This window comes from Curtobacterium sp. MCLR17_044, from assembly GCF_003234435.1.
GTDB classification, from domain to species: domain Bacteria; phylum Actinomycetota; class Actinomycetes; order Actinomycetales; family Microbacteriaceae; genus Curtobacterium; species Curtobacterium flaccumfaciens.
Map to the genome: position 1 here is coordinate 35,681 of NZ_QKTC01000003.1, position 12,770 is coordinate 48,450.

At 72.5% G+C, this 12,770-nt stretch carries 10 protein-coding genes; 3 read left to right on the forward strand and 7 right to left on the reverse strand.

From position 1 onward, the window contains the following. Genes DEJ04_RS02865 through DEJ04_RS02875 form a run of 3 tightly spaced genes read left to right on the forward strand, consistent with a single transcriptional unit; the run spans position 1 to position 3,125 of the window. Complete coding sequence (locus tag DEJ04_RS02865) at positions 1-642, forward strand: sugar transferase (RefSeq protein ID WP_111046189.1); 642 nt, start codon at positions 1-3, stop codon at positions 640-642. Next, positions 639-1,925, forward strand: coding sequence for a glycosyltransferase family 4 protein (locus DEJ04_RS02870; RefSeq protein ID WP_181437715.1), 1,287 nt, complete (start codon positions 639-641; stop codon positions 1,923-1,925). Before DEJ04_RS02865 ends, DEJ04_RS02870 begins: the two co-directional genes overlap by 4 nt. A 57-nt stretch (positions 1,926-1,982) precedes the next feature. Continuing rightward, complete coding sequence (locus tag DEJ04_RS02875; protein WP_110865481.1) at positions 1,983-3,125, forward strand: glycosyltransferase; 1,143 nt, start codon at positions 1,983-1,985, stop codon at positions 3,123-3,125. Between the two features lie 1,573 nt (positions 3,126-4,698). Here DEJ04_RS02875 and DEJ04_RS02880 read toward each other — a convergent pair. The 7 genes from DEJ04_RS02880 to DEJ04_RS02910 form a co-directional block, all read right to left on the reverse strand. Then, on the reverse strand, positions 4,699-6,108 hold the full coding sequence (locus tag DEJ04_RS02880; protein ID WP_111046191.1) for a right-handed parallel beta-helix repeat-containing protein: 1,410 nt from the start codon (positions 6,106-6,108) through the stop codon (positions 4,699-4,701). After that, complete coding sequence (locus DEJ04_RS02885) at positions 6,105-7,283, reverse strand: glycosyltransferase (protein WP_111046192.1); 1,179 nt, start codon at positions 7,281-7,283, stop codon at positions 6,105-6,107. Before DEJ04_RS02885 ends, DEJ04_RS02880 begins: the two co-directional genes overlap by 4 nt. 72 nt (positions 7,284-7,355) lie before the next feature. Continuing rightward, on the reverse strand, positions 7,356-8,621 hold the full coding sequence (locus tag DEJ04_RS02890; RefSeq protein ID WP_181437716.1) for a lipopolysaccharide biosynthesis protein: 1,266 nt from the start codon (positions 8,619-8,621) through the stop codon (positions 7,356-7,358). Between the two features lie 4 nt (positions 8,622-8,625). Continuing rightward, the gene (locus DEJ04_RS02895; RefSeq protein ID WP_111046194.1) at positions 8,626-9,933 is read right to left on the reverse strand and encodes a nucleotide sugar dehydrogenase; all 1,308 of its coding nucleotides are present in this window, start codon (positions 9,931-9,933) and stop codon (positions 8,626-8,628) included. Further along, positions 9,930-10,946 (reverse strand): Gfo/Idh/MocA family protein, encoded by a 1,017-nt coding sequence (locus tag DEJ04_RS02900; protein ID WP_111046195.1) that lies wholly within the window; start codon positions 10,944-10,946, stop codon positions 9,930-9,932. Before DEJ04_RS02900 ends, DEJ04_RS02895 begins: the two co-directional genes overlap by 4 nt. Beyond that, positions 10,943-12,040 carry a DegT/DnrJ/EryC1/StrS aminotransferase family protein gene (locus tag DEJ04_RS02905; protein ID WP_111046196.1) on the reverse strand — a complete coding sequence of 366 codons (1,098 nt, stop codon included), beginning with the start codon at positions 12,038-12,040 and terminating at the stop codon, positions 10,943-10,945. The genes DEJ04_RS02900 and DEJ04_RS02905 overlap by 4 nt, the downstream gene beginning before the upstream one ends. Next, positions 12,037-12,657: an acyltransferase gene (locus DEJ04_RS02910; RefSeq protein WP_111029708.1), complete on the reverse strand. Its 621-nt coding sequence runs from the start codon at positions 12,655-12,657 to the stop codon at positions 12,037-12,039. Before DEJ04_RS02910 ends, DEJ04_RS02905 begins: the two co-directional genes overlap by 4 nt. Positions 12,658-12,770 lie beyond the last annotated feature (113 nt).

Here is a 12,770-nt window from a genome sequence, read left to right on the forward strand (position 1 = left end):
ATGCAGTCCCCCCGCCGCACGCGCACGCTCCGCGCCAAGCGCCTCTCCGACATCGTCGGCGCCTCCCTCGCGCTCGTCGCACTCGCTCCGGTGCTCGCCGTCGTCGCCGTCCTGGTCGCGGCTCGGCTCGGTCGTCCCGTGCTGTTCCGGCAGCCCCGCCCCGGGCTCCACGGCAAGACGTTCACCATCCTGAAGTTCCGCACGATGCTCGAGCCGGACCCCGCAGCCGGACTCGTCAGCGACAGCGACCGCCTCACGCCGTTCGGTTCGTTCCTGCGGTCGACGAGCCTGGACGAACTCCCCAGCCTGTGGAACATCCTGCGGGGCGACATGAGCTTCGTCGGGCCCCGCCCGACCCTCTGCCGGTACCTCGACCTCTACACCGCCGAGGAGTCCCGCCGACACGACGTCCTGCCCGGTCTGACCGGTCTTGCCCAGGTCCGTGGCCGCAACGCGCTCCCGTGGCCCGAGCGCCTCCGGTCGGACGTCGAGTACGTCGACACCGTGTCGCTCGGCCTCGACCTCCGCATCCTCCTCCGCACGGTCGTCGTCGTGCTCCGACGCGAGGGCATCGCCGCGCCGGGCCACGTCAGTTCCGACGACTTCGAGGGGACCGCGGCGATGACGGGTGGATCACGGTGAGGACCGTCTGGATCGTCAACCACTACGCGCACCACCGCGAGCGGGACGGCCGCGCGACCCGCCACCAGCACCTCGCCGCGAGTCTGACCGAGCACGGGTGGCGCACGGTGGTCATCGCTGCCGGCACAGACCACCCGTCCGGCCGCTCCCACCTGCACGGGACGACGCTGCGCGAGCGTTGGACGGGCGACGGGTACGAGTTCTGCTGGCTCCGCGGAGTCGACCACCGTGGTGCCGGCGCCCGCCGAGCGATGCGTCGCATCGCCGACATCGGCCTGTTCACCGCGCTGCTGCTCCGGCCGGGTTCGCTCCGAGGGCTCCCCCGACCGGACGTCGTGATCGGTGGGTCCTTCCATCCCCTGGCCGCATGGGGCGCCTCGGTGCTCGCTCGACGGATGGACGTGCCGTTCGTCTTCGAGCCGCGCGACCTCTGGCCGGAGTCAGCCCTCGGGCTGGCGGGCATGACCGAACGGCACCCGGTGGTCCGGCTGCTCCGACGGCTGGAACGGACCGTCGTCCGTCGGGCAGCGCACATCGTCTCCCCGCTCGAGGGCGTCGGCCGGTACTACGCCGACCGCGGTCAGCCCACGCCCTTCACCTGGGTCCCGAACGGTGTCGCGCTCGACGAGCAAGCCGGCGAGCCCGATGAGCCCGCGGACGAGCCCGACGCACCCGACGCTGGCAAGAACGAGCCCGCTGACGACCGCTTCACGGTCACCTACATCGGCTCGATGGGGCCGGCGAACGCGCTCGAAGCCGTCCTCGACGGCTTCGACCTCGCCGCCCGCCGGGCAGCCGCGAGCGGCGGCCGGCGTCTGGTGCTCCGCATGGTCGGGGACGGATCGGACGTCAGCGCGCTCCGGGAACGCGCGTCGCGCCTCCAGGCCGGCGTGGACGTGATCTGGGACGGACGGGTGCCGCAGGACGACGCCCGCCGCATCGGACGCCGAGCGGACTGCCTGGTCGTCAACATGCACGACCTGCCGCTCTACCGACACGGCGTCTCGATGAACAAGCAGTACGAGTACATGCTGCTCGGCCGCCCGCTGCTCGTCGGAGCACCCGTCACGCTCGAACCGGTGGTCGCTTCGGCCAGCGGCCTGCACGTCCGGCCGGACGACCCCGAGGCGATCGCCGAGGGCATCCTCGCGCTCGCGGCGATGCCCGCCGCCGAACGCGAGGCCATGGGTGCCCGCGGCCGCGACCACGTCGTCCGCGAGCACGACTACCGCCGGCTGGCCGGCGTCCTGGCCGGCGTCCTCGACGACACCGTCGCCGCCTGACCCTCCCCTGTCCCGTCCTGTCCCGTCCCGTCCCGTCCCGTCCGAGGAAACCCGAGCATGCTCCCCGACATCGTCCACGTCTCCAGCGCCCACCCCTGGGTCGACAACCGCGTCCACCTGCGGGAAGCCGCGGCAGCCGCCGACGCCGGCTACCGCGTCCGCCTCATCGCGGTCGAGTCCGACCTCGGCGCCCCACCCACGGCCGTCGAGGTGGTGCGGATCCCACGGCGAGCGCGTGTCCGGCGCATGGTCGTGTCGACGACGCAGGCACTCGCCCTCGCGCTGCGGTCGCGTGCCCGCGTGGTGCACCTGCACGATCCCGAGCTCATCTGGACCATCCCGGTGCTCCGGCTTGCCGGTCGCACCGTCGTCTACGACGCGCACGAGGACCTGCCCGACCAGGTCTGGGGCAAGGACTACCTGACCCACCGGCAGCGTGCCGTGTTCGCGTGGCTCTCGCACGGGCTGCTCCGCGTGGCCGGGACGGCGAACCGGGTGGTCACCGCGACCGAGTGGACCGGACGCCGGTTCCCGGCACCGCGCCGGATCGCGATCCACAACTTCCCCTTCGCGCGTCCGGAAGACGACGCCCAGGTCGGCCTGGAGGCGCGGCCCGCCCTGGTCGCGCACGTCGGGGTCCTGAGTCATGACCGTGGCATCGACGTGCTCGCGTCCGTCGTCGAGGAACCGTCGTTCCCGGCCGGATGGCGGGTCGAGATGGTCGGCTCGATCGACCGGGCGACGTCGACGGAGCGGTTGCGTGCCGCCGAGGCCACCGGCCGTGCTGTGCACGGCGGCGTCGTCGGTCCGATGGAGGCGCGCGACCTGCTCCTCCGCGCCCGGATCGGCGTGGTCCCCTTCCGTCGGACGCCCGTCACCGACCAGATCTTCCCGACGAAGCTGTTCGAGTACCTCGCGGCCGGACTCGCCGTCATCGCCACCGACATCCCCCTGTGGCGGCACCTGTTGCGCGGGGTCGAGTGCGTGACCTTCGTCCCCGCTGACGATCCCACGGCCATCGCCGAGGCGATCCGCCGGTACGCGGACGACCCCGCGCTCCTCGAGCGGCACGGCGCCGAGGCCCGACGGGCTGCCGCGCGGTTCACCTGGGCGCCGGAGGCCGAGCGGCTGGTCGAGATGTACGACGAACTCCTGCCCGGCGTCCGCGCAGCACGATCGACGCCGACGGCCACCCGGTGACGCGGGCGACGATCGACCGGGCCGAGCTCGCACGTCCGGTCGGACGGGTGACGGGCGTGTTCGTCGCGGTCGGGCTCCTCGGCCTCACGATGAACTGGATCTCGGCGAACCTCGTCGCACCGATCTTCTCGTACCTGGGGTACGGCTACGTCCCCGCACCCTGGCAGGCACTGCTCGTCGTCATCGTGCTGACGACCGGGGTGGCACTGACGCTCCCCCGGGTGCTCGTCCGGCCGTCGCACGTCGTGCTCTGGACGATCTTCGTGGTGTGCGTGAGCCCGACGATGATCATGAGCATCTCGACCGGGTACGTGTCCACCGCCACGGCGATCGCGCTGAGTGCCGCGGTCGGGACGGCGTTCGCACTGGTCAGCCTGGCCACGCCGAGCGTCGCGACTGCTCCGGCAGCCCGGGTCGAGCCGGCGGACGACGTGCTGGTCATCGGCGCGCGGCGGATCGACCGTGGCACGCTCACCTGGCTGGTGTGCGGCCTCTACTCCCTCGTCACGTACGGCCTGATGGCGGCGACGGTCGGCATCCACATCCGGTTCCTGGCGCTCGACGACATCTACGAGGTGCGTGCCGACTACTCGGCCGACGTCGGGACCGGCGGTGCCCTCGGGTACCTGTTGACCGGTCAGGCGTACGTGATCAACCCGTTGGTCCTCGCGCGCGGCATCTTCCGTCGCCGCCCGTCCCTGGTGGTCCTCGCCCTGGCCGGGCAGTTCCTGCTGTACTCGAGCACCGGGTTCAAGGCGGTCCTGTTCTCGTTCATAGCCGTCCTCGGCATGGCGGTGCTGTTCCGGGGCGCGAAGCCGGCGCGGTCACTCGCCTTCCTCGGCGCGCCCCTCGCGATCATGATCGTCTCCGCGGTCGCCGACGAGGTGCAGGGCGGCATCACCTGGACGTCGGTGTTCACCCGCCGCTTCATGCTGACGCCGGGGCTGCTGTCCTCGGTGTACGTCGACTACTTCTCCGACAACCCTGTCGCCCGGTACGGGTACTCGTTCCTCAGCCCCTGGATCGAGTACCCGTACGATCTGCCGCCGCCGAAACGGATCTCCGACTACCTGGTGCCCGGGTCGGTGGGCTACGCGAACGCCAACCTGTTCGCCGACGGCTTCGCGAACCTGGGGTGGATCGGGATCTTCGTCGCGGCGGCCGCGCTGTTCGTCTGGCTGCGGTTCCTCGACGGCGCGAGCCGGGGACTCCCGATGCGGGTCGCGGCGATGGCAGTGGTGATGCCGAGCATCATGCTGTCCAACACCTCCATCTTCACGGCGATGCTCTCGCACGGGCTGCTGATGGGGACGCTGATCCTGCTGATCGCCCCGCGCAGCGGCTGGGAGCGGGCCTCGCCCAGACGGCGGCCCACCGCTCCGGGCGACGATCGGCTGCGAGCACGATCCCGGACCGGCCGCCGCTCGGCACTCGTGGGCGGAGCACCCGCACCCGGGCTGTCACAGGCAGCGGCACCGGCGCCGATGCAGGTCGCGGGGCGCCGCGGTGCTGCCGCACGTGCGTGGACCGCTGGCCGGACCGACCGGCGGAAGGTGCCGGGGCGTCGGGCAGCTCAGCCCTCGCGGACCCGGAGCACCGCGCCGGCACCGGCCACGACCTCGGTCGTCGCCGCGGCCCAGTCGTTGTCCACGAGCACCAGGTCGTTGGCCGTCTGGCGGCACAGCACCCCGTAGACGGCACCGCTCTCGACGCTGCCCTCGTACCGGTTGCCCACCAGGTGCCCGCGGTTCTCGGTGGCGCGGACGTCGATCGCGACCGACGTCGCCGTGCCCTGTCGCCGCAACCCCGCGATCCGGTTGCCGACGAGCATGATGCCGTCGTTCGAGTGGTACAGGGAGAGCCCGCGACGGACTCCGCCCGGGCAGTGGTTGTGCGCGACGATCAGGTGCCGCGTCAGGTAGACGAGCACGGCCCCGTCGCGGTCGCCGTCCCCGTACCCCGTCACGGTGTTGCGGAGGACGATGCCGTTCGCCCGTTCGGCGGGGTCACCGACGGTCTCGCCCGCGCCGCGGATGACGATGCCGGACCCGGGGCCGGACGTCGTGCGGCGGACGACGTTGTCGATGACCGAGCAGTCGAGGGGCGCGTACTTCGTGGCGCCGGCGTTCGCCTCGTCCTTCGAGGGGACGACGGCGATCCCCACCCGGCAGTTCTCGACGAGGTTGCGGAGGATCGCGATGGACTGCCCGCCGTGGGTGTCGATGCCTTCCCACGCGGGGACGTCGGAGACGTGGTTGTCCGCGATGACGATCCGGGCCGAACGTGGTGCGCCGAGGAGTCCGGTGGTGGTCGCGCGGACGGCTTCGATGCCGTACGAGTTCAGGTACGGCGCAGGCTGGGTCACCCGGGCGATGCGGTTGCCGCGCACCGTGCCGTCGGTGCACGAGAACATGAGCACCCCGGCGTAGCCGACGTCGGCGATGACGCAGTCCGCGACGGTGAACGCCATGCAGTGGTCGAGCAGGACACCGTCGTGGGAGAAGTCGCGGATGTCGGCGCCGTGTATCCGGACGTCGCGGAACGGCCGGGTGACGGTGCCGACGACGTGGACACCCCGACCGAGTCCGGAGTGGTCCGCCCCGGAGCCACGGAGGACCGCGTCGATGATGGTGACGTCCGACGCGGCGACGACGACCAGGTCGATGTCGCGGGTGGTGGAGAGCGATCCGCCGACGAACCGGATCGTCATCGCGCGGTCGATCCGCAGCGGCTCGGACAGCGCCCAGTGCCGAGTCACGACGAGCACGGCACCCGCGTCGGTGGCCGCGACGGCGTCCTGCAACCGGGCGACCCCGGCGTCGGTCACCGTCCGGGCCGTGTCTGCTGGCGCGGGACTCGAGCGCCCGGACGCGGCAGCCGGCCGGGTCCCGGTGGCGAGCAGCGCGGCGGGGATCGCTCCGGCCGCGCCGAACAGCGCACCCCGTCGGCTGACGACCGACCGGGGTGTCCGGAGCGGCGTCACCGCCCGACGGCTTCCGGCATCGGCGAGGCGCCGGACAGGGAGCGGTACAGGTCGAGCAGCACGTGCTCTTCGTGGTCCCACCGGAAGCGTTCGAGCACCAGGGCGCGGCCGGCTTCGGCGTGCCGTCGCAGCAGGTCAGGATCGCCGTCGTACCGGCGGAGTGCGGCCACGACGGCCTCCGGGTCACCCGGTGGCACCCACGTCGCGCAGTCGGCGCCGTCGAGCAGCTCCCGCCAGAGTGGGACGTCGGTTGCGACGACCGCCAGGCCGGCCGCCAGGTACTCGAAGAGCTTCGTGGGGATCGACGCCGCGTAGGCCGGCGTCGGCAGGAGTGGGAGGAGCCCGACGCGAGCCGTCACCAACAGGTCGCGGGCCGAGTGCGGTGCCAGGACGCCCCGGTGGTCGATGCGCCCGGTGTCGACCAGTGCGTCGAACGCACCGCGGTCGACCGCCGAGTCGATCGGACCGGCGGTGACCACACGCCAGCCGTCCGGGAGCCCGGGTGAGGCCGCGACGCCGGTCAGGACGTCGATCCCCCGGTCGCGGCTCATCGACCCGAGGTAGACAGCCACCTGACCACGAGCAGCGGCCGGCGGGGCGTCGGTGTCCTGGGCACGGAGCCGTGGGACGTTCCGGACCAGGACGGTCCGGTCGGCGCGGAAGCGGCGCGCGATGGTCGGCGTCGCGGCCACCACGGTGCGTGACCGGCGTGCGAGGACCACTGCCGCGTGCGCCGCCACCGTGCTGCCACGGCGGGCGACGGGGCCGAGGTACTCCTTGCCCCGCACCTGCTCCGGCAGGTCTTCGTGGGCGTCGTACACCACCGTCCGGTGCAGCACCCGCAGGAGCGGGAGCGCCCAGAGCAGTTCGGGGTCGTGCAGGTGCACGATCGGCGCCCGTGACGAGAGTGCCGCCCCGATGACCTGGACCGAGGACACCAGGACCCGTCGCCCGCGACGCCGAGCCGGGATGCGTCGGACGTACACCCCCGTCTCGGGATCGGGCAGGTGCCAGTCCGGATCAGCACCGGCACCGGCGGCAGCGACGGCGACCAACGCCGTGCGGTACCCGGCACGCGCTGCGCTCGCCGCAGCACGGAGGTGCACTCGGTTGTCGGTCCACGGGTGGGCGCTCGAGACGTGGACGATGTCGAACGGGCGGGGTCGAGGGGCCATGCAGCGAAACTATGGGGCGTTTCTGCCCCCGAGCGAGTTATCTACATGTTGCATTCCAGTAGCCAGGCCCGCTCACGGCATCGCGCCGAGCAGATCATCGTCGTGGTGGCGGGCCGCCCGCACCACGAGCAGCAGGACCGCCGCGTAGGAGACCGTCATCGCCGAGGCGAGCGCAACGAGCACGACCGGCATCGGGGCCCCGAGCACGGACGGCACGAGCACCGCGGCGGCGCACACCACGAGACGCGATGCGTCCCACGTCAGCTGTGCCCCCTGCCGCTGCAGCATCGACAGCACCTGCGTGACCGGCGATGCGGCGACCTGGACCGCGAACGCCGGCACGAGGACCTGGGCGTAGGTTCCGGAGACCGCCCACTCCGCACCGAACACGGTCGAGAACACGGCGGGTCCGAGCAGCACGACGACGAGCACCGCGACCGCACCCGCGGTGGCGAGACGCACGACGAGCCGCAGGACGAGTCGGCGCACGGGATCGCCGGACCGGATGCGGAGCCCGAACGCCCCCGCGGCGTACTGCGCGGTCGCGTCGGCGACCATGCCGACGGGCGCACCGAGCACCCGCATCGTGAGGGCGACGAAGCCCGCGGCGACGCTGCCGTGCAGCGCCGCGATGAGCAGACCCGGAGCCTGCTGGCCGACGACGTTCAGCATCGAGGACCACGGCGTGATGACGAGGAACCGCCGGTGGTGACGGGCGGCGGCCGAGAGCGACCGACGGGTGATCCGCTCGCCGTCACCCCGCCGGAACCGGACCATCCCGAGCACGGCCGCGATCCGGCCGACCGCCAGGCCACCCACCAGCCCGACCGGACCGGCCGCGGCCATCGCCAGGTTCCAGGCGGACTGGCCGATGCCCTGGCAGGCGTTGCGCACAGCGATGGACCGGTGCTGCTGCCGTCGCGCGAGCACGGCCGAGGCGATCCGTTGCGCCCCCACCGCGACGACCGTCACGGGGACGGTCCACCACAGGTCCTCGAGGGCCGGTGCGGTGAACCACCGTGCCGCGTCACCGCGGAGGACCCAGGCAGCCCAAGCGGTGCCTGCACCGACGACCAGCGTCGAGAGCAGACCGAGTGCGACCAGCGCGCTGGTCGTCGCCCGGTCGTGTGCGACGATCAGCGCGCGGTCGGTACCGAGCGTCGCTCCGGCTCCGAGGATGCTCGCGACCGCCGTGACGACCGCGAGCGTACCGAAGTCCGCCGGGGTGTACAGCCGCGTCAGCAGCGGCGAGATCGCCACGACCAGGCCCTGTCCGAGGACCGTGCCGACGAGGATCGTCGCGATCGCCGGGAGGCGCCGTCGGGGCGAGGACCGCACGGTGTCAGGCCACGGGGACCACGGGCGGAGCACCGATCGCGGTCACCGTGGCGGACGCCCACCGTTCGACGTCGAGGACCCGTCGGCCGTCGACGACCGTGCGGACGCCGGGGACCCGGGACTCGTCCCACGTCGCGTACTCGGCGTGGTCGGCCTGCACGACCGCGGCGTCGACGGGCTCGCCGTCGGTGTGGGGCTCGAAGCCGAGACGGCGGAGTTCGTCGTCGGAGTAGAGCGGGTCGGAGACCGTCACGAGCGCGCCGTGCGCCCGGAGTGCGTCGACCGTGCCGAACACTCCGGAGAAGGCGGTCTCCTTCACGCCGCCACGGTAGGCGGCACCGAGGACGACGACCCGCTGGCCCCGCAGGTCCCCGTGCAGGCGCTCGAGGAGGTCGACCGCGTGGGCCGGCATCGCGGCGTTCCTGGCACGTGCGGCACGGACGACCGTGGCCTCCGGGTCGTTCCAGAGGTACAGCCGCGGGTACACCGGGATGCAGTGACCGCCGACCGCGATCCCGGGGCGGTGGATGTGGCTGTACGGCTGGGAGTTGCAGGCGTCGATGACCGCGGCGATGTCGATGGACTGCCGTTCGGCGAACCGGGCGAACTCGTTCGCCAGCGCGATGTTGACGTCGCGGTAGGTGGTCTCGGCGAGCTTCGCGAGCTCGGCGGCCTCGGCGGTGCGGAGGTCCCAGACGCCGTTCGGCCGACCGAGGTCGTCGCGCTCGTCGAACTGCAGCACCGCTTCGTAGAAGGCCCGGCCGCGCGCCGAGCCCTGGTCGGAGAGACCACCGACGAGCTTCGGGTAGCGCCGGAGGTCGGCGAACACCCGGCCGGTCAGGACCCGCTCCGGCGAGAAGACGACGTGGAAGTCCTGCCCCTCGACGAGTCCGGAGCGGGCCTCGAGCCGGGGCGCCCAGCGGCCACGGGTCGTCCCGACCGGCAGCGTCGTCTCGTACGCGACCAGGGTGCCGGGTCGCAGGTGGTCGCCGATCGTGTCGGTGGCGGCGTCCATCCAGCCGAAGTCGGGGATGCCGTCGGCATCGACGAAGAGCGGCACGACGACCACGACGACGTCGGCGCCGGGGATCGCTGCCGAGGCGTCCGTGGTCGCGCGGAGCAGCCCCGCGGGGACGACCTCACGCAGGCCGTCGGCGAGCCCGTGCTCGCCGGGGAACGGCTCGGTCGCAGCGTTCACGGCGTCGACCACCCCGCTCGCGACGTCGAGGCCGGTGACGTGTGCACCGGATCGTGCGTACTGGACGGCCAGCGGGAGCCCGATCTTGCCGAGACCGACGACGACGACGTTCATGCTGCTGCTCCTTCGGCGTCCGTGCCGAGCTGCACGGTCTGCTGGATCCGCGAGGACTCGAGGACGGCCTCGGCGACGAGCACCGTCCGGAGGCCGTCGCGGAGGGTGACGATGTCCGACGGCCGCCCGAGCACGGCGTCGCGGAACGCCTCGTGCTCGACCAGGAGCGGCTCGCGCTTGGTGATGGCGAACCGGGTGCTGGCCCCCTCGGACACACCCCGGAACGCGGCGACCTGGTCCCACTCGGTCTGGACGGTGCCGTTCTCGTGGAAGGTCAGGTCGGCGGTGAGGGTGTCGGCGACGAACGTGCCGCGGTCACCGGTGACGATCAACAGACGTTCCTTGTACGGGGTGAGCCAGTTCACGAGGTGCGAGGTCAGGGTGCCGTCGGCCAGGCGTCCGGTGACGGTGACGAGGTCCTCGTGGGGACGCCCGCTCTTGGTGCCCGCGAGCGCTCCGACGTGGACGAACGGTGACCGGGCGATCCACGACGTCGAGTCGATGTCGTGCGTGGCGAGGTCCTTCACGACGCCGACGTCCGCGATCCGTGCGGGGAAGGGCCCCTGGCGACGCGTGACGATCTGGTAGACGTCGCCGAGCTCACCGGCGTCGAGCCGCTGTCGCAGCGCCTGGAGCGCCGGGTTGTAGCGCTCGATGTGGCCCACGGCACCGACGAGTCCGGCGCGGTCGAAGGCGGCCACGAGGCGCGCGGCAGCCGGACCGTCGACCGCGACGGGCTTCTCGATCAGGGCGTGCACCCCCGCCGCGGCGAGTTCCAGACCGACGGCTTCGTGGTGCGCCGTGGGGACCGCGACGACCGCGGTGTCGAGGCCGAGTGCGACGAGCTCACCGACGGACCGGACGACCGGCACGCCCTGGGCGACGTCGTGCTGGTCACCGAGGGCATCGGCGACGCCGACGAGCTCGACCCCCTCGAGCGACCGGAGGACCCGGGCGTGGTGCCGCCCCATCATCCCGAGGCCGATGACCCCGGCCCGCAGCACCCCGCTCATCGTCCGGCCCCGGCGAGGGTGTTGACGGCCTCGACGACGCGGTCGAGCTGCGAGAGCGTCAGGGTCGGGTAGACGGGGAGCGCGAGGACCTCGGACGCGGCACGCTCGGTCTCGGGCAGGTCGAGGTCGTGTGCGAACGACGGGAGGCGGTGGACGGGCGTCGGGTAGTAGACCCCGGTCCCGATGCCGAACTCGGAGCGCAGTGCGGCCGCGAAGCCGTCGCGGTCGGACGGCACCCGCACGACGTACTGGTGGAAGACGTGCTCGGCTCGGGGGTCGGTCGTCGGTGCCACCACCCCGTCGAGTTCACGGCTGAAGTAGGCCGCGTTCGCCTGCCGCTGTGCGGTCCACCCGAGCACCTTGCGGAGCTGCACACGCCCGATCGCGGCGTGGATGTCGGTCATCCGCGCGTTGAAGCCGATGACCTCGTTCGCGTAGCGCTGCTCCATGCCCTGGTTCCGCAGCAGCCGGAGCATCCGGTCCACCGCGGCATCGCGGGTCGAGACCATGCCCCCTTCGCCCGCGGTCATGTTCTTGGTGGGGTAGAGGCTGAACGCCGCGGCGTCGGACGAACTGCCGACGCGCGTGCCGGCCCACCGGGCTCCGTGAGCCTGCGCAGCGTCCTCGACGACGAGCAGGTCGTGCTCCTCGGCGATCCGGGTGATCGCGGTCATGTCGGCCGGGTGCCCGTAGAGGTGCACCGGCATGACCGCGCGGGTCGCCGGGGTGACGGCGGCCCGGACAGCCGCCGGGTCCACGCAGTAGGTCAGGGGATCGATGTCGACGAACACCGGCTCGGCGCCGACGAGTCGTACCGCGTTCGCCGTGGCCGCGAAGGTGAACGAGGGGACGATGACCTCGTCACCCGGACCGATGCCGAGCGCGACGAGCGCCAGGTGCAGTGCAGCGGTGCCGCTGTTGACCGCGGTGACCGCGGCTCCGGCGACGAGGACGTCGCCGAACTCGCGCTCGAAGGCGGCGACCTCGGGGCCCTGTGCGAGCCCGCCGCCTTCGAGCACGGCATCGACGGCGCGGCGTTCTTCGAGGCCGATGAGGGGCTTCGCCGCGGGGATGAGTTCGAGTGTGGTGGTCAACGGATCGCCTCGATCGTGTCGGTGGTCTCGGAGTGGAGGAAGCGGTCACCGGTCTCGGTGCAGACCAGCGTGCGGTCGTCGACCTGCGCCAGCCGTCGGCCGGTCCGGCTCACCCAGCCGATGCGGCGGGCGGGGACCCCGGCGACGAGCGCGTGGTCCGGGACGTCGTGGACGACGACGGCGCCGGCCGCGACCATCGCCCACCGGCCGATGCGGATGGGGGCGACGCAGAGCGCCCCGGCGCCGATCGACGCGCCGTGCTCGACGACGACGGCCGTGGGCCGCCAGTCGTCGGCGTCCTGCACGGAGCCGTCCGGGTTGATCGCCCGCGGCGTGTTGTCGTTGGTGAGGACGGCACCGGGGCCGATGAAGACTCCGTCGCCGACGACCGCCGGTCCGTAGACGAGGGCGCCGTTCTGGATCTTGCAGCGGGCACCGATCTGGACGCCGGCGCCGATCGTGACGCCGCGGCCGACGAGGGTCTCGCTGCCGACGGACGCGTGCGCCTCGACGTGGGAGTCGTCCCAGATGCGGACCCCGGGAGCGACGGCCGCCGAGGGCGACACGACGGCTGCCGGGGCGATGAACGCCGTCGGGAGGGTGGGACTGGGGGTCATGGGTGCGCTTCCGGATCAGGCGCGGCGGGACCTCCGCTGCCGGACCACCATACGATATACCGGTACGACATATCAAGTGTGATGATTGCGAGTGTGATGCGATCGCACCGCAG

Coding starts and splice junctions, on each gene's coding strand:
- DEJ04_RS02875 (WP_110865481.1), top strand. CDS start 1,983: ATGCTCCCCGACATCGTCCACGTCTCCAGCGCCCACCCCTGGGTCGAC.
- DEJ04_RS02865 (WP_111046189.1), top strand. CDS start 1: ATGCAGTCCCCCCGCCGCACGCGCACGCTCCGCGCCAAGCGCCTCTCC.
- DEJ04_RS02895 (WP_111046194.1), bottom strand. CDS start 9,933: ATGAACGTCGTCGTCGTCGGTCTCGGCAAGATCGGGCTCCCGCTGGCC.
- DEJ04_RS02900 (WP_111046195.1), bottom strand. CDS start 10,946: ATGAGCGGGGTGCTGCGGGCCGGGGTCATCGGCCTCGGGATGATGGGG.
- DEJ04_RS02885 (WP_111046192.1), bottom strand. CDS start 7,283: ATGGCCCCTCGACCCCGCCCGTTCGACATCGTCCACGTCTCGAGCGCC.
- DEJ04_RS02910 (WP_111029708.1), bottom strand. CDS start 12,657: ATGACCCCCAGTCCCACCCTCCCGACGGCGTTCATCGCCCCGGCAGCC.